This is a genomic window from Stenotrophomonas sp. STEN021 (assembly GCF_056760175.1).
Window position 1 is genome coordinate 33,548 of sequence record NZ_JBRREH010000028.1, and the last position, 17,092, is coordinate 50,639.

Annotated in this window: 15 protein-coding genes, 1 tRNA gene and 1 pseudogene; 14 read left to right on the top strand and 3 right to left on the bottom strand. The window is 63.3% G+C overall.

Translation table 11 applies throughout. The annotated features are described in order from the left end of the window. Positions 1-20: 20 nt before the first annotated feature. Complete coding sequence (aroA, locus tag ACVOL0_RS08165; RefSeq protein ID WP_481548656.1) at positions 21-1,334, top strand: 3-phosphoshikimate 1-carboxyvinyltransferase; 1,314 nt, start codon at positions 21-23, stop codon at positions 1,332-1,334. Here aroA and ACVOL0_RS08170 read toward each other — a convergent pair. Then, positions 1,318-1,818, bottom strand: coding sequence for an energy transducer TonB (locus ACVOL0_RS08170; RefSeq protein WP_481548657.1), 501 nt, complete (start codon positions 1,816-1,818; stop codon positions 1,318-1,320). The genes aroA and ACVOL0_RS08170 overlap by 17 nt on opposite strands. Before the next feature lie 102 nt (positions 1,819-1,920). After that, positions 1,921-2,571: an energy transducer TonB gene (locus ACVOL0_RS08175; RefSeq protein WP_481548658.1), complete on the bottom strand. Its 651-nt coding sequence runs from the start codon at positions 2,569-2,571 to the stop codon at positions 1,921-1,923. Between the two features lie 113 nt (positions 2,572-2,684). Here ACVOL0_RS08175 and serS point away from each other — a divergent pair, with 113 nt between their 5' ends. The 11 genes from serS to ACVOL0_RS08230 all read left to right on the top strand — a co-directional run bounded on the left by serS (position 2,685) and on the right by ACVOL0_RS08230 (position 14,380). Then, positions 2,685-3,962, top strand: a complete 1,278-nt coding sequence (gene serS / locus ACVOL0_RS08180) for a serine--tRNA ligase (RefSeq protein ID WP_481548659.1) — start codon at positions 2,685-2,687, stop codon at positions 3,960-3,962. A gap of 557 nt (positions 3,963-4,519) precedes the next feature. Next, complete coding sequence (locus tag ACVOL0_RS08185) at positions 4,520-5,512, top strand: LysR family transcriptional regulator (RefSeq protein WP_282267030.1); 993 nt, start codon at positions 4,520-4,522, stop codon at positions 5,510-5,512. A 67-nt stretch (positions 5,513-5,579) separates the two neighbouring features. Then, positions 5,580-5,669 (top strand) — tRNA-Ser (locus ACVOL0_RS08190). A gap of 225 nt (positions 5,670-5,894) precedes the next feature. Next, complete coding sequence (locus ACVOL0_RS08195; RefSeq protein ID WP_481548660.1) at positions 5,895-7,433, top strand: sensor domain-containing diguanylate cyclase; 1,539 nt, start codon at positions 5,895-5,897, stop codon at positions 7,431-7,433. Between the two features lie 354 nt (positions 7,434-7,787). Continuing rightward, positions 7,788-8,291 carry a tRNA adenosine(34) deaminase TadA gene (gene tadA / locus ACVOL0_RS08200; protein ID WP_481548661.1) on the top strand — a complete coding sequence of 168 codons (504 nt, stop codon included), beginning with the start codon at positions 7,788-7,790 and terminating at the stop codon, positions 8,289-8,291. Between the two features lie 92 nt (positions 8,292-8,383). Then, the gene (gene orn, locus ACVOL0_RS08205) at positions 8,384-8,959 is read left to right on the top strand and encodes an oligoribonuclease (RefSeq protein WP_481548662.1); all 576 of its coding nucleotides are present in this window, start codon (positions 8,384-8,386) and stop codon (positions 8,957-8,959) included. Between the two features lie 5 nt (positions 8,960-8,964). Next, on the top strand, positions 8,965-9,819 hold the full coding sequence (locus tag ACVOL0_RS08210; protein WP_481514749.1) for an EcsC family protein: 855 nt from the start codon (positions 8,965-8,967) through the stop codon (positions 9,817-9,819). A gap of 99 nt (positions 9,820-9,918) precedes the next feature. Next, positions 9,919-10,476, top strand: a complete 558-nt coding sequence (locus ACVOL0_RS08215; RefSeq protein ID WP_481548663.1) for an NADPH-dependent FMN reductase — start codon at positions 9,919-9,921, stop codon at positions 10,474-10,476. A 214-nt stretch (positions 10,477-10,690) separates the two neighbouring features. After that, complete coding sequence (locus ACVOL0_RS08220; RefSeq protein ID WP_481548664.1) at positions 10,691-12,121, top strand: replicative DNA helicase; 1,431 nt, start codon at positions 10,691-10,693, stop codon at positions 12,119-12,121. Between the two features lie 14 nt (positions 12,122-12,135). Beyond that, entirely contained in the window at positions 12,136-13,545 is a 1,410-nt protein-coding gene (locus ACVOL0_RS08225) for a cryptochrome/photolyase family protein (RefSeq protein ID WP_481548665.1), read from the top strand. A gap of 136 nt (positions 13,546-13,681) precedes the next feature. Then, positions 13,682-14,380, top strand: a complete 699-nt coding sequence (locus ACVOL0_RS08230) for a YiaD family glycine zipper/OmpA-like lipoprotein (protein WP_481548666.1) — start codon at positions 13,682-13,684, stop codon at positions 14,378-14,380. 326 nt (positions 14,381-14,706) lie between these two features. Here ACVOL0_RS08230 and ACVOL0_RS08235 read toward each other — a convergent pair whose 3' ends face one another. Further along, the gene (locus ACVOL0_RS08235) at positions 14,707-15,651 is read right to left on the bottom strand and encodes a GGDEF domain-containing protein (RefSeq protein ID WP_481548667.1); all 945 of its coding nucleotides are present in this window, start codon (positions 15,649-15,651) and stop codon (positions 14,707-14,709) included. 159 nt (positions 15,652-15,810) lie between these two features. Here ACVOL0_RS08235 and lexA point away from each other — a divergent pair, with 159 nt between their 5' ends. Together lexA and imuA are read left to right on the top strand one after the other, a co-directional pair. Then, positions 15,811-16,419, top strand: a complete 609-nt coding sequence (gene lexA / locus ACVOL0_RS08240) for a transcriptional repressor LexA (protein WP_481548668.1) — start codon at positions 15,811-15,813, stop codon at positions 16,417-16,419. Then, positions 16,419-16,997, top strand: a pseudogene (imuA, locus tag ACVOL0_RS08245) (translesion DNA synthesis-associated protein ImuA); the annotation flags it as partial. The gene lexA and the pseudogene imuA, both read left to right, overlap by 1 nt. Positions 16,998-17,092 lie beyond the last annotated feature (95 nt).

Here is a 17,092-nt window from a genome sequence, read left to right on the forward strand (position 1 = left end):
CTGAATACTAGAGAGACCGCATGAGTTCCCAGCCCTACTGGATTGCACGCAAAGGTTCCGCCCTGCAGGGCACGCTCGCCATTCCTGGCGACAAGTCGGTGTCGCACCGTTCGGTGATGTTCGCCGCGCTGGCCGATGGTGTATCGCATATCGATGGTTTTCTGGAAGGCGAGGACACCCGCGCCACCGCGCACATCTTCGAGCAGATGGGCGTGCGTTTTGAAACCCCGTCGGCGTCACAGAGAATCGTCCACGGCGTCGGCGTGGATGGCTTGAAGGCGCCGCAGGGCGAGTTGGACTGCGGCAATGCCGGTACCGGCATGCGCCTGCTGGCAGGCCTGTTGGCCGCGCAGCCGTTCGACACCACGCTGGTCGGCGACGCGTCCTTGTCCAAGCGGCCGATGCGTCGGGTGACCGGGCCGCTGGCGCAGATGGGCGCACGCATCGACACCCAGGAAGATGGCACGCCGCCGCTGCACATTCATGGCGGGCAGTCGCTGCAGGGCATCGATTACGAACTGCCGGTGGCCAGTGCGCAGGTGAAATCGGCGGTGCTGTTGGCCGGCCTGTATGCGCAGGGCGAAACCTCGGTGGTCGAGCCGCATCCGACCCGTGACTACACCGAGCGCATGCTGCGCGCGTTCGGCGTGGAGATCGAGTTCGAGCCGGGCAAGGCGCGTCTGCGCGGTGGCCAGCGCCTGCGCGCGACCGATATTTCGGTGCCGGCAGATTTCTCGTCCTCGGCATTCTTCATTGTTGCCGCCAGCATCATTCCCGGCTCCGAAGTGCGCCTGCGTTCGGTTGGCTTGAACCCGCGTCGCACCGGCCTGCTGGCGGCGCTGCGATTGATGGGTGCGGACATCAGCGAAGAAAACCACGCCGAGCACGGCGGCGAGCAGGTCGCCGACCTGGTCGTGCGCTACGCCCAACTGAAGGGTGCGGAAATTCCGGAGGCGCTGGTGCCGGACATGATCGACGAATTCCCGGCCTTGTTCGTGGCCGCCGCCGCCGCCGAAGGCCAGACTGTGGTACGCGGCGCGGCCGAGCTGCGGGTGAAGGAGTCTGATCGTCTTGCGGCGATGGCGACCGGACTGCGTGATCTGGGCCTGCGCGTGGATGAAACCGACGATGGCGCGACCATTTTCGGTGGCCCACTGGGTAGCGGTACCATCGAAAGCCATGGCGACCACCGTATCTCGATGGCCTTCGCCATTGCTGGCCAACTGAGCACCGGCGAAGTGCGCATCAATGATGTCGCCAATGTGGCGACTTCGTTCCCGGGCTTCGACAGCCTGGCCAGTGGTGCCGGCTTCGGACTCAGCGCCCGGTCCTGAACTCCACCGGCACCTGCACCACGCTGTTGATGGCGCGTCCGTCCCGCATCGCGGGCTGGAAGCGCCATTGCTGCAGCGCTGCGATGGCAGCCTGATCCAGGGCTGGGTCAATGCCGCCCTCGTGTCCGATCACCGCGGCTTGGCTGACCTTGCCGTTGGCATCCACCTGCAGGCGCACGATCACATCGCCTTCGACGCCGGCATTCAGCGCGGCAGCGGGGTAATCCGGGGTTGGATTGCTGGCCAGCGGCTCAGCGTCACGATTGCCGGCAACGCTGACCACCGAGGTGGTATCGGCCGTGGTGATGGATACCGGCCCAGCAGCCGCAGGCGTCTGCAGGGTGTGGTAGCCCAACAGGCTGAAGATGCTCACTACCGCCAGCGCAAGCAGACCCCACAGCCAAGCTGCGGCAACGCCATGCGGGCGTGCGGAAGCTGGTTGGTGGGTTGAGCTGTGCTGGTGGGGGATGCTGGACATCGACATGTTGGCTCTGCGTAACGTCTACGCAGCAAGTCTGGTCCTGCACTCCCAAACGGCGAATGACTTTTTGCATGAACCGGCCCCCTCGGGGAGCCTGGGTTCAGTTTAGGGCGTCGGTTTGAAGTCGAAGGGGATTTCCAGGCTGCCCTGCATGGGCTGGCCATTGCTTTGCGCCGGCTGGAAACGCCAGTTGCGTACCGCTTCCTGGGCGGCGCGATCCAGATCGCGCGAGCCGCTGCGCTGGATCAACCGCACATCCAGGGGCGCGCCGCTGGCATCGACATCCACATGCACGATCACCGTGCCGCTTTCACCACGGCGCAAGGCCGCAGCAGGGTATTCCGGGGCAGGGCTCTGGCCGGGCAGGGGCACAGGCTGATCGCTGGGGGCGGTGGCAGGCGCTGGCGCTGCGGGCGCGGTATCGACGGGTGCGGCTTCGGCGATGGGTTGCGGTGGCGGGGCTGGCGCGGTCTCCACCAGTTCCGGGGTTTCTTCCACGGGTTCCGGGCGCGCATCGGGCATGTCGCTGGCACCGGCGCCGGCGGGCAGTGGCGCCGGCAATGGCGCCAGTACGGCGCTGTTGGCCTGCGGCTGGGCCGGATCGGCACGGTAGAGTTCATTGTCGCGGCGGGCATTGAGCCAGACCACCAGAAACAGCAGTACGCCAACGCCGAAGGCGATGCCGGCTATCTTCAAGCTGCTGCGGGGCAGGTGAAAAGTGAAGTTCTGGTCGGAGCGGGAGCTTGGGGCGGACATGGTCTTGACCGTGTGGATCAGGTCGATTCTTGCACAGGAAAGGTGAATCACGCGGCAGACAGGCGCAGTTCGCGCGATAATCTACAACTCACACCCGTACACAGTGCCCAGCCATGCTTGATCCAGCCCTTCTTCGCCAGCAGCCCGCCGAACTTGCCGAACGCCTGCGCAGTACGCGCGGCTACGTGCTGGATGTGGCCGCCTTCGAATCGCTGGAGGCTGACCGCAAGCGCATCCAGGTGCGTACCCAGGAACTGCAGAGCCTGCGCAACAGCCGTTCCAAGTCGATCGGCCATGCCAAGGCCAAGGGCGAGGACGTGTCGGCGATCATGGCCGAAGTGGCCGCGTTCGCTGATGAGCTGAAGAGCTCCGAGGCCCAGCTCGATGTGCTGCGTGAGCAGATCGAAACCCTGTCGATGGGTATCCCGAACCTGCCCGCCGCCGATGTGCCGGCCGGCAAGGATGAGAGCGACAACGTCGAGCAGCTGCGCTGGGGTACCCCGCGCGAATTCGATTTCCCGGTGCTCGACCATGTTGAGCTGGGTGCCCGCAACAACGGTCTGGATGCGGAAACCGCAGCCAAGCTGTCCGGCGCGCGCTTCACCGTGCTGCGTGGTTCGATCGCGCGCCTGCACCGTGCGCTGGGCCAGTTCATGCTCAACCTGCACAGCAACGAGCATGGCTACGAAGAAACCAATGTGCCGGTGCTGGTCAACGCCGACTCGCTGCGTGGCACCGGTCAGCTGCCCAAGTTCGAGGAAGACCTGTTCAAGACCGCGTTGGGCGAATCCACGCGCTACCTGATCCCGACCTCGGAAGTGCCGCTGACCAACATCGTCCGCGACGAGATCATCGACGCCGAGCGTCTGCCGCTGCGCATGACCGCGCACTCGATGTGCTTCCGCTCCGAAGCCGGCAGCGGTGGCCGCGATGTCCGCGGCATGATCCGCCAGCATCAGTTCGAGAAGGTGGAACTGGTCAGCATCTGCACCGCCGAAGACAGCGATGCCGAGCACCAGCGCATGACCGGTTGCGCCGAAGCCGTGCTGCAGAAGTTGGGCCTGCCGTACCGCAAGGTGTTGCTGTGCACCGGTGACATGGGCTTCTCGGCGATCAAGACCTACGATCTGGAAGTCTGGCTGCCGTCGCAGCAGACCTACCGGGAGATCTCCTCGTGCTCGAACTGTGGCGACTTCCAGGCGCGCCGCATGCAGGCACGCTGGCGCAACCCCAATGGCAAGCCGGAGCTGGTGCACACCCTCAACGGCTCGGGCGTGGCGGTGGGCCGGGCGATGATCGCGGTGATGGAGAACTACCAGAACGCCGACGGCTCGATCACCATTCCTGAAGTGCTGCGCCCGTACATGGGTGGCGCTGAACGCATCGCCTGAGCGTGGGCTGTGTAGTGCCGAGCCATGCCCGGCAGCGGCCTGCCCGATAACGCTTCGACGCTCCTGCCTACAAAACCCCTGATTCTTGTGGGAGCGGTGTAAACCGCGAAGCTCGATCAGCTGGAATTGCAGCAAAGCCCGCAATCGCAAAGATTCCGGGCTTCGCGGCTGACGCCGCTCCCACAAAGGCAAGCTGCTGGTGCCTCTGTAGTGCCGAGCCATGCTCGGCAGAGGCCTTCCCGATAGCGCTTCAAGTGCCCACGCCCCAATGCCGCAAAGCGGCTCCACCTTGTGGGAGCGGTGTAAACCGCGAAGCCGGGGGCTGAAATCGCGAGGAAATCCCTGGCCGCACGGCTTGTCAGCTTCGCGGCTGACGCCGCTCCCACAAAAAAAGCACGCCGCTCCCGGACGCTGCGCCCTTCAAAAATGAATGGGCGTCTGCAGCGCTTGGCAATCAGCACCCTGAACCTTCAATCAGGACTGTTTAGGGCCTGATTTGTAAATACAGGACAAAGGTGATTAAATTTGCAGGTTCGTTCTAATAGTGGGCTCAATCCATGCAGGACCTCAACGACCTCTACTACTTCGCCATGGTGGTCGACCACGGCGGCTTTGCAGCTGCCGAGCGCGCATTGGGCATCCCCAAATCACGTCTGAGCCGACGCATCAGCCAGCTTGAGACCGATCTCGGTGTTCGCCTGCTGCAGCGCTCAACGCGCCGTTTTGCAGTTACTGATGTCGGCATGAGCGTGCATCGGCATGCGCAGACCATGCTGGCCGAAGCGCAGGCAGCGCGTGAAGTGGTGGACCGGCTCAGCGCCGAACCTCGCGGGCTGGTACGCGCCAGCGTGCCGGTGTCGCTGGCGCAGATGCAGTTGCCGAAACTGCTGCCGAAGTTCCTCGAGCAATACCCGAAAGTGCGGCTGCAGCTGAACATCAGCAACCGCCGTGTCGACATCATCAACGAAGGTTACGACGTGGCCCTGCGGGTTCGTTCGCGTCTGGATGATGACGGCAGCCTGGTGATGCGCAGCTTCGGCCAGGTACAGGAACTGCTGGTGGCCAGCCCGGCCTATCTGGACCGGGCAGGGCGGCCGGCCTCGCCGGAAGACCTGGGCAATCACGTCACCTTGAGCATCAGCGAAGATGAAGCGCGGCAGCGCTGGGAGCTGCATGGGCCGGGCGGCGAGGTGCGGCGGGTGGAGCTGCAACCGCGTGTGGCTGGCTTTGATTTCCCGTTGCTGCAGGCCATGGTCAAGGATGGTTTCGGTATCACCATGCTGCCAGAAACCGTATGCGCCGAAGCCGTGCGCAATGGCGAGCTGGAGGTTGTACTGCCGGACTGGTCGTTGCCGCAGGGCATCTGCCATGCCGTGTTTGCCTCGCGACGGGGCTTGCTGCCGGCGGTGCGGGTGTTCATCGACTTCCTGGCCGAACACCTGCCGACCGAGCTGGAAGCCTCGCGCCTGCACTGTGGCGGTGCCTGCGAGCGGGCCAAGGAGAAGATCCGCGCCTCGATGGCCGGATCGTTGGCAATCGAAGCGGGTTGAACAAAAACGCCCGCAGGCATGCGAGAATGCGCGCCCCGGAGGTTTGTCCGGGGCAGTAGTACGTTACGGGCAGATGGCCGAGCGGTTTAAGGCACCGGTCTTGAAAACCGGCGAAGGGTTAAACCTTCCGTGGGTTCGAATCCCACTTTGCCCGCCAGATATTCAGAAAAGCCGCTGTCACCAGCGGCTTTTCTGTGCGCAGGGGAACGTTTCAGCCCGGCAGCCGGGCTGAAGTGACACCGGTATTGCTCGGTCGCGACAGTTCCGCTGGTAACATGAACACGGCTTGGGGGAGCCGCGCGCCCGGGCATGCGTGGGTCTGCCGCGGTATCACCTTCAAGCGTCCGCGTTGGGATCCATGGATTTACGAAAACTGATTTTGGTGCTCACGTTGATCGGAGCACTGGTGCCGTTCGCCAATACGTTCTATGCCGGATACACGGTGCAGCGTCAGCAGCTGATGGATACCACGCTGGACGGCAACTACGCCTACGCCAACAAGCTGGCCAAGAGCACCGAGGACTTCCTGCAGGCATCACAGCTGCAGCTTGCCTACACCGCCCAGCTGCTGGCGATGAAAATGGATGATGTCTCCCAGCTGGGAGAGGAAGCAGCGCGCCTGCGCATGATGAGCAAGAGCTTCAACTCCATCACCATCTTCGATGCCAGCGGTATGGTGTTGGCGACCTCGCCTGAAACCATGGGTCTGCAGGGGCGGGTGCTCAACAGCGAAGCGGTGAAGACCGCTCTGCGCGAGAAGCGACCGCTGATCAGCGCCCCATACCAGTCGGCCACAGGTAATTTCATCGTCTTCATCAATCACCCGATTGTGTCCACATCTGGCCGCTATCTGGGTGCGGTCGGTGGCGCGATCTACCTGCAGAAAGAGAACATTCTCGACCGCCTGCTCGGCCAGCATTTCTATGTCGACGGTTCCTACCTGTTCGTGGTCGACAAGCAGAAACGCATCATCTATCACCCCAATCCGGACCGGATCGGTGATTTCGTGGAAAAAAACGTTGTGGTCGACCGCGTCGCGGCCGGCCAGGCGGGCAAAGGCCATACGGTCAACTCACAGGGCGTGAAAATGCTGGCTGGCTATGCACCCGTAGCCTCGACTGGCTGGGGCATCGTCGCCCAGCGCCCCGAAGAGGTCACGCTTGCGCCCTTGACCCAGCTGATGCAGAGCACCCTGTACAGGGCGCTGCCGGCGACGATCCTGACCTTGATCCTGGTGCTGTGGAGCGCGCGCTTGATCTCGCGTCCACTGCGTCTGTTGGCCGATGGCGCGCGCAACATGGAAGATCCGTCCTCTGCCAAGGATATCCGCTCGGTGAAGTCGTGGTACTTCGAGTCACGCGAACTCAAGAAGGCCTTGTTGATCGGTGTTGATGCTATCCACAAGAGCTTCAGCAAGCTGCGTGAGGACACCACCACCGATCCGCTGACCAAGTTGGGCAACCGGCGTCGGCTGGATGAAGCGCTGGCGAACTTCGAGAGCCAGGGCAATACGTTCTCGGTCATCTCGATCGATATCGATCACTTCAAGAAGATCAACGACAGCCACGGACATGACGTTGGCGATGCTGCCTTGCAACAGCTTGCCCAGCGCATGCGTGAAGCCTGTCGTGCCTATGATGTGCCGCTGCGTGTCGGAGGCGAGGAGTTCCTGATCCTGCTGCCTTCGACTACCACGGCAACGGCGACGCAGGTAGCCGAACGTCTGCGGGTAGCAGTGGAGGAGATGAAGATCGCCAAGGTCGGCGCAATCACGATTTCGCTGGGTGTTGCCAACTGGCCGCAGAGCAGTTTCGAGATCGGAGCGGTGCTGAAGGCTGCCGATGAGATGCTGTACGCATCCAAGCGCGGCGGCAGGAACCGGGTTTCGGTACAGCAACGCGAGAATGTTGTGGCTCCGTAGAGTCAGGTTGCTTGTTCGGAGGATGTGGCCAGGCGGTGATTGGTCGCAATGTGGTTCGTTCATGCATTTGTGGTGCGCGGGATCTGATGCCGGGCCGCGGGCATTGGATTTTTGTGGGAGCGGTGTAAACCGCGAAGCAAGCGGGTCATGAGATGTCACTGGCGGCAAGGGTCGAACGAGGTCACCTTCGCGGCTTACGCCGCTCCCACGGATAGATGCCTTGCGCGGGCGCCACCTTTTGGGCTGTTGTAAAAAGCATCACGGCTTCAGCTGGCTTTGGGGGGCGGAGCAGAAGGCGGCAGCCGACAGTCATCTGCGTTACCCTTGCGCCGCTTCCATCCTTGTATTCCCTGCATGCCCCAGATTGATCCAGCCCTCAGCGACGAACATTGGATGCGCCAGGCGCTGGCGCTGGCCGATCGCGCGCAGCGTGAGTTCGATGAAATCCCGGTTGGAGCAGTGCTGGTAGGCGCCGATGGCGCGCTGTTGGGTGAGGGCTGGAACCTCAATATCGCCAGCCACGATCCAAGTGCGCATGCCGAAATCGTGGCGATGCGCCAGGCCGGCAAGGCCCTTGGCAACCACCGTCTGATCGGCAGTACCCTGTACGTGACCCTGGAGCCCTGCGCGATGTGCGCGATGGCGTTGGTGCATGCGCGTATCGCGCGGGTAGTGTTCGCTGCGACCGATCCCAAGACCGGTGCCTGTGGCAGCGTGTTCGATCTGCTCACCGACCCGCGCCACAACCATCGTGTGCAGGTGCAGGGCGGGGTACTGGCACAGGAGGCCAGCCTGCGCCTGACCAATTATTTCCGGGCCAAGCGTGGTCGCCCGCTGCTCACTCCCGGCGATCTTTGACATAGCTCCCACCTTTGGCGGGGGTATCATGTGCGCTTCGATATTCTGGTCGGCCGGTGTTTTGACTGGCGGCCCCAAGCACGAGGCGGCACATGGCGGACAACAGCGCAGGCAATGATCGGTTGATCTGGATAGACCTGGAAATGACCGGTCTGGATACGGACAACGATTCCATCATCGAGATTGCAACCGTCGTCACCGACGGCCAGCTCAACGTGTTGGCCGAAGGCCCTGAGTACGCCATCAACCATTCCTTGGCCACGCTGGAAGCGATGGACGAGTGGAACCGCAACCAGCACCAGCGCTCTGGCCTGTGGCAGCGGGTGCTGGACAGCAGCACCACGCTGGGCCAGGCCGAAGCCAGGACCATTGCCTTCCTGCAGGATTGGATCAAGGCGGGTGCTTCGCCGATGTGCGGCAATTCGATCTGCCAGGATCGGCGCTTCCTGCACCGGCAGATGCCGCGGCTGGAGAAGTACTTCCATTACCGCAACCTGGACGTCTCCACCATCAAGGAGTTGTCCAAACGCTGGTCGCCGACGGTCGCTGCCGGGGTGAGCAAGACGTCCAGCCACACCGCGCTCAGTGATGTGCACGATTCCATTGCCGAGCTGCGGCACTACCGACAGTTCATGGGCGTGCTGGCGGGTTTGCCGGAAGCCGGCTGAACGCAATGAACGAGATTGCCCTTCGTCTGCACGACAACGCGCAGGACCTGGCTGATCTGGAGCGTGCGGTGGGTTTGCTGGAATCGCCGACGCTTACCGCCAAGATGGCCAACCTGATCGGTGGGCCCTTGGAGTTCGCCGTGCGCAAGCTGCCCACGGCGGTGTCCTCGCGCATCCAGGGCGTCACCGAGGCTGCCTTGTACAAGGCAGCGCAGACGGCGCTGTGGACGATGGACAACAAACAACCCGGCAAGCCGGCGTCGCCGCGTTTGCACAAGCTGGCAGCGGCCGCTTCCGGTGCGCTGGGCGGAGCGGGGGGCTTGCCGGCATTGGCGATCGAGTTGCCGCTGTCGACCACCATCATCATGCGCGCGGTAGCCGATGTCGCACGCAGTGAGGGTTTCGACCTGAACGAAATGGCGACCCGGCAGGCTTGTCTGGAGGTGTTCGCACTGGGTGGCAATTCCGGCCAGGACGACGCCAGTGAGACCGGTTATTACCTCGCGCGAGGTTTCACCACCGAGGTGATGCGGCACCTGTCGGCCGAATTGGCAGGCAGCGCAGTCAGCGGCAGTCATGGGGTGCTGCTCGGGCTGGGCCCGAAAGAAGCCGGCAAGTGGCTGGCCAGGATCGTGGAGAAGATCGCCGCGCGCTTTGGCGTAGTGGTATCGGAGAAGTTTGTCGCGCAGGCAGTGCCGGTGATCGGCGCGGTGGCTGGCGCTACCTTGAACACCATGTTCACTGCCTACTACCAGGACATGGCGCGTGGGCATTTCATCATCAAGCGGCTGGAGTCGAAGTACGGCTTCGACACGGTGCGGCTGGCTTACGGCGGGCTTACCGGTCGTCTGCGTCTTTGATGTTGGATTCCCCGCGCTGGTGGTTCGTCAAGGCTCGCCTTCACCTGCTGCGAAGCCCATTCTGGCTAGCCTGAGTCCTTCCTACGGAGCGAGGTTGTCATGAGTCATTACAAGATCGCGGTTTTCGTCGGTAGTCTGCGCAAGGAATCCATCAACCGGCGGTTGGCACTGGCGCTGGAGAAGCTGGCAGGGGATCGGGTCAAATTTGACTACATCCAGATCGGCGATATCCCGCTCTACAACCAGGATCACGATAGCCAGTTCCCGGCGCAGGGCACACGCATGAAGAACCAGGTGCGTGCCGCCGATGCGGTGCTGTTCGTCACCCCTGAATACAACCGCTCGATTCCCGGTGTGCTGAAGAATGCCATCGACACGGCCTCGCGCCCTTACGGCGACAACGCCTTTGCCGGCAAACCCGCGGCAGTGGTTGGCGCCTCGATCGGTGCCATTGGCAGTGCCCTGGCCCAGCAGCACCTGCGCAATGTGCTGGTGTTCGTCGATCTGGCGGTGATGCCGCAACCGGAGGCCTTCCTGCACTTCAAGGACGGGTTGATCGAAGCCGACGGCAGCATCAGCAATGAGGGCACACGCCAGTTCCTGCAGGGCTTTGTCGACAAGTTCCTGGCCTGGATCGAGCGCCAGCACCAGGCCTGAGGGTACCGTCGGCAGGGCGGCGCAGATGCTGCTCATGCGATAATCCGCACCCGGCGCTGCAATGGCGTCGGGTGCTTGTTTCTGTATGCCAGCCCAACCCCACGCCCATGCAGGCTTGGGTTGTGGACAGGTTATCCACAGACTTGTACGTATCCCGGTGGGCAATGCCCACCTACCATGGCCGCACGGCCTTATTGCAGGAATAACGCTTTTCATGTCCGCCCGTACTGGTTTCCGTTCCGACCGCGACCGCGGTGACCGCAATGACCGCTCTGATCGCAGCGAGCAGCGCATCGATGCCTTGCGCGTGCCTCCTCATTCGGTAGAAGCCGAGCAGGCCGTGCTGGGTGGCCTGATGCTGGCGCCCGAGGCCTATGACCGGGTCAACGAGGCGCTGACCGACAAGGACTTCTACCGGCGCGACCACCAGCTGATCTACCGCGCGATCCGCGAGCTGTCCGAGCGCGATCGTCCGTTCGATGCGGTGACCCTTGGTGAATGGTTCGAGTCGCAGGGCAAGCTGGACATGGTCGGCGATGGCGCCTACCTGATCGAACTGGCCAGCACCACGCCGTCGGCGGCGAATATCAGCGCCTATGCCGAGATCGTGCGCGACAAGGCGGTGCTGCGGCAGTTGATCCAGGTTGGCACCGATATCGTCAATGATGGTTTCCAGCCCGAAGGCCGGGACAGCGCCGAACTGCTGCAGACCGCCGAGAAGTCGGTCTTCGCAATCGCCGAACAGGGCGCGCGCGGTCGCACCGACTTCGTGGCCATGCCGGGCGCATTGAAGGATGCGTTCGAGGAGCTGCGCAACCGTTTCGAGAACGGCGGCAACATCACCGGCCTGCCGACCGGTTACAACGATTTCGATGCGATGACGGCGGGCCTGCAGCCCACCGACCTGATCATCCTGGCCGCGCGTCCAGCCATGGGCAAGACCACCTTCGCCTTGAACATCGCCGAATACGCGGCGATCAAGTCGAAGAAGGGCGTGGCGGTATTCTCGATGGAAATGTCGGCATCGCAGCTGGCGATGCGTTTGATCTCGTCCAATGGCCGCATCAACGCCCAGCGCCTGCGTACCGGCCAGCTTGAGGACGAGGACTGGAGCCGCGTCACCGGCGCCATCCGCATGCTGAAGGAAACCAAGATCTTCATCGACGATACGCCGGGCGTGTCGCCGGAAGTGCTGCGTTCCAAGTGCCGCCGCCTCAAGCGCGAACACGACCTTGGCCTGATCGTCATCGACTACCTGCAGCTGATGAGCGTGCCGGGCAACAGCGAGAACCGCGCGACCGAAATTTCGGAAATCTCGCGCTCGCTCAAGGGCCTGGCCAAGGAGCTGCACGTGCCGGTGATTGCGCTGTCGCAGCTCAACCGCTCGCTGGAAACCCGTACCGACAAACGCCCGGTGATGGCCGACCTTCGCGAATCCGGCGCTATCGAGCAGGATGCGGACATGATCGTCTTCATCTACCGCGACGATTACTACAACAAGGAAAATTCGCCGGACAAGGGCCTGGCCGAGATCATCATCGGCAAGCACCGTGGTGGTCCCACCGGTTCGTGCAAATTGAAGTTCTTCGGCGAGTACACCCGCTTTGACAACCTGAGCCACGATTCGGTCGGTTCGTTCGAATAAGCCGGAGCTGCTGCATGTCCATCGCCATTGTCTGGTTCCGCCGTGATCTGCGGCTGCGTGACAACCCGGCATTGCAGGCCGCGATCGAGGCTGGTCACCAGATAGTGCCGGTCTACATCCATGCGCCGCAGGAAGAGGGCGCATGGGCGCCGGGAGCCGCCTCGGACGCCTGGTTGTATCACTCTCTGCAGCAGCTCGACGCGCAGTTGCGCGCCATCGGGTCGGTCTTGGTGCTGCGCAATGGCGACAGCATGGCGCAGCTGCAGGCGTTGATTGCTGAAAGCGGCGCCGAGGCGATTTACTGGAATCGCAAGTACGAACCTGCCACGCAGCCGCGTGATGCAGCGATCAAGCGTGGCCTGCGCGAGCAGGGACTGCAGGTGGAAAGTCACAACGGGTATCTGCTGTTCGAGCCATGGGAATTGGCGACGTTGCAGGGCGGGCCGTACAAGGTATTCACCCCATTCTGGCGCAACGCGCTGACCCGCTGGCGGCTGCCTGCCTTGTCCGAGGCACCGCGGAGCTTGAGTGCAGTCACACTGCCGGGTCTGCCGTTGCAGGCCTTGCGCCTGCAGCCGCGGTTGGGCTGGGATGCCGGCTTCTGGGAGCACTGGCAGCCGGGCGAGGCGGGCGCACAGGAAGCGCTGGAAGTATTTGCCGAAGGCGCACTCAATGGCTACCGCGAGCAGCGCGACTTGCCGGACCGTGCCGGCACATCGCTGCTGTCGCCACACCTGCATTTCGGCGAGATCGCACCGTGGCGTATCGCCCATACGCTGGAAGGCATGCGCAGCGCCGGCCGTGATGCGGATATCGATGGCTATATCCGCCAGCTGGGGTGGCGCGAGTTCTCCTGGCATCTGCTGCATCATTTTCCGCAGACCAGCGACGTCAATCTCAATCCGCGCTTCGAGGGTTTTGCCTGGGAGCCGGCGCAGCCGGAGATGCTGGCAGCATGGCAGCAAGGCCGTACCGGTATTCCCATCATCGACGCGGGCATGCGCGAGCTGTGGGCGACTGGCTACATGCACAACCGCGTGCGGATGCTGGTGGGCAGTTTTCTGTGCAAGCACATGCGCATGCACTGGAAAGAGGGCGCACGCTGGTTCTGGGACACACTGGTGGATGCCGATCTTGCCAACAACAGCATGGGCTGGCAGTGGATCGCCGGTACCGGCGCGGACGCTGCGCCGTATTTCCGCGTGTTCAACCCGGTGACGCAGGCGCAGAAATTTGATCCCAATGCGCGCTATATCAGCCGCTGGGTCCCTGAGCTGGCAGCATTGCCGCTGAAGGCGCGGTTCGCGCCATGGCAGTTCCCGCAGCTGTTGGCTGCGCATGCGCCAAGCTACCCGGTCCAGCCCTTGGTGGACCTTGCGCAGGGCCGCGATGCGGCCTTGGCCGCGTACCAGCGTTGTCGCTGACACTGGCTTAACGTGCAAGACAGTTAGATGAATGGATACCCGTGGTGCGGGTATGAGCTCATGCAGGTAATGCTTCGCGATGTTTATGCTTGCCCGGCAAATCGACGCGGCCAGTCCGGCCTATCAGGAGACTCAGATGACCACCCTTACTGTTGTTCGTAATCTTTCCGTTGGCTTGGTGGCGGCAGCCGTCCTCTCGGCCTGTGCTACCGGTGGCTCGTATGTGCAGCAGGACCAGTACGGCAATCAGACCCAGCAGCAGAACAAGACCGGCAAGGGCGCGTTGATCGGCTCGGCCATCGGTGTCGCCGCAGGTCTGCTCAGCGGCGGCAATGCCACCGAGCGTCGCCAGCGCGCAATGGTGGGCGCCGGTATCGGCGCGCTGGGTGGTGCCGCGGTTGGCAACTACCAGGACCGTCAGGAGCGCGCACTGCGTGAGCGCACCGCCAACACCGGTATCGACGTGCAGCGCGAGGGTGACAACATCACCTTGAGCCTGCCCGATGGCATCACCTTCGACTTCAACAAGACCACGCTGAAGCCGCAGTTCTATGGTGCGCTCAATGGCGTTGCCAGCACCTTGAGCGAGTACAACCAGACCATGATCGAAGTGGTCGGTCACACCGACAGCATTGGTACCGATGCGGTGAACAACCGTATTTCCAAGGAGCGTGCAGATGCGGTTGCCGCTTACCTGACCGCACAGGGCGTGCAGCGCGAGCGCATCGAAACCCTGGGTGCCGGCAAGGCTTACCCGATCGCCGACAACGGCACCGAAGCCGGCCGCGCGCAGAACCGTCGCGTCGAGATCCGCGTGATCCCGCTGCGTTCGTGATCGAAGCCGTTGTTTGGTGATGTACAGGAAGGGCCGCGCAAGCGGCCCTTTTTTACTTTCTCCCTTGCGCCGCAGGCGTAGGGGAGGGCTGGGGGAGGAGGGCAGTTGTTTTGGCCATTGTTTCGGCTTTGACAGCTGCTGCTTTCGCTCCCTTCTCCCGCTTGCGGGAGAATGTGGTGCGCAGCACGGATGAGGGGGCTCTGGCTTTGGCTCGCGGGAAAGCCGGCTGCATGCACTGCAGAAACAAAAGCAAAAGCAAAAGCTACCCCTCCCCAACCCTCCCCTACGCCTGCGGCGCAAGGGAGGGGGCGAAGCCAAAGTCAAAGCTATTCCGCCACCACCACGCTGTTGCGTCCCTTGCCCTTGGCTTCATACAGCGCGGCATCGGCGCGTGCGAACCAGTCCTGCCAACGCTGCTCACCGGCATACATCGCCGCTCCTACCGAGATGGTGATACGACCGCCTGGTCCACGCAGCGATTCATAAACCGCCTTGCGCAGGCGCTCGGTAAAACGGACCAGCGCTTCATGACTGCCGGTATCGGCAAGAATCACAAATTCCTCGCCACCAAACCGGAATACCTGATCGTTGGCACGCAGTTCAAAACGCAGGATCGCGGCCAGGTCGGACAGGGCGGTATCGCCGGCACCATGGCCGTAGTGATCGTTGACTTCTTTGAAGTTGTCGATATCGATCACCACCAGACCTTGCCGGAAGCGTTCATGGCGCACGCCGTCGATATGCGCTTGCAATGATTTTTCCAAAGCACGCCGGTTGGGTACGCCGGTCAGTGCATCCAGTGATGCCAGCATCTCCAGACGGGTGCGGTCGCCTTGCAGGCGGCGTGAGAAGTGGTAGCCAAAGCCGAACACCAGCACGATCACGGTCAGTGCCTGCAGGTGTGCAGGGTGACCAAGCAGCACGTTTGGCATGAGCAGCAGACCTGCAACCAACAACAGATTGAGCGGGGTGGCGATCTGGTTGCGGACGATGAAGAAATTGGACATCAAGGTCAGGTAGGTCCAAGGCAGCGCGTCGGTGCCCAATTGCCAGACCGAGAGGAGGCTGCCGCCGACTGTGGCCAGGCTCAGTAGTACGCCGCCAATCTCCAACTGCGGCTTGCGCCGATGTATCAATGCACTGGCCAGCAGGGCCAGTGCTGATAACAGACCGCCGACGGCGGCGGCAAGGTGCCTGTCGTCAAACCACAGCCAAATCGCGAAGAACAGCAAGGCCAGCGTGGTGACCGGAGCAATCGTACGCAGCGGCACGCTGCGCAATGCCTGCGGCAGGGACGGAGGCGATTTTATGGAGGTTTTAGGGTCCATATGCCGCAAAAGATAGCAGCGGCGCTGTGTTTTTCGTATTCACCTGAATAGCGGCGCTCAGCCTCTGGCGAGCTTTGTGCAGATGGAGTACAAATGTACTCCATGACTGACCTCAGCCCGCGCCGTGCCGCCATCCTTCGCTATATCCGTGACCAGGTGAATGGGCATGGACAGGCACCCTCGTTGGCCGAGATTGCCGCTGCCTGTGGGCTGGCATCGCGCGGGGCGGCGCGCAAACATGTGTTGGCCTTGAGTGAGGCTGGCCTGATCGAGGTGGCTGCCGGGCAGGCGCGTGGGATTCGCCCCGCGGGGCTGGCGCCGCGTGTGGAGCTGCTGCAGGTGCCGATCCTTGGCCGGGTCGCGGCGGGCACGCCGATCGGCGCCGATGCCGAACTGGTCGATACCCTGGCGCTGGATGAACGTCTGTTTGCCGCCCATCCGGATTATCTGCTGCGGGTGCAGGGCGATTCGATGATCGACGACGGTATTTTCGACGGCGATCTGGTCGGGGTCAGGCGCAGCAGCGATGCGCGCAACGGGCAGACGGTGGTGGCGCGATTGGACGGTGAGCTGACCATCAAGCGGCTCTCGCGCAGCGGCACCCGGCTGCGCTTGCTGCCGCGCAACCCGGCTTATGCGCCGATTGAAGTGCAGCACGATCAGGATTTCGCCATCGAAGGTGTGTTCTGTGGACTGGTGCGGCGCGGCTGATGGGCGCGGTTGTTGCCCTCGACAGCCTGCTGCACGAACGCCGGGTCTGGCGTGGCCGGCCTGCGCCGCTGCCGCCCAGCCGTCAGCCGACGGGCCATGCCTTGCTGGATGAGGCGCTGCCTACCGGTGGCTGGCCCGAGTCCGCACTGAGCGAGATTCTGTTGCCGGCCGAAGGCGTGGGTGAGTTGCAGCTGCTATGGCCCTCGCTGGCCCGCTTGACCCAGGCCGGTGAGCGCGTGGTGCTGGTGGCACCGCCGCATATTCCGTACGCACCGGCCTGGCAGGCTGCGGGGATCGACCTGCGCCAGCTGCAGGTGGTGCAGGCGGCGGATCAACGCGATGCGCTGTGGGCTACTGAACAATGCCTGCGTTCGGGTAGCTGCGGGGCCGTGCTGTGCTGGCCGCAGATGGCCGAGGACAAAGCCTTGCGACGGCTGCAGGTGGCGGCTGAATCAGGGCAGACGCTGGGCTTCGCCAGCCGGCCGTTGCAGGCGGCCAGGAATCCTTCGCCAGCTGCCTTGCGTATCGCCATCGATGCGCAGCCAGCGCAGCTGCGGGTATTGAAGTGTCGGGGGGGGGGGGGGGGGGGGGGGGGGGGGGGGCGCGGGGGGGGGGGGGGGGGGCCGGGGGGGGGGGGGGGGGGGTGTGGATGGGTTGGGGGGGAGGGGGGGGG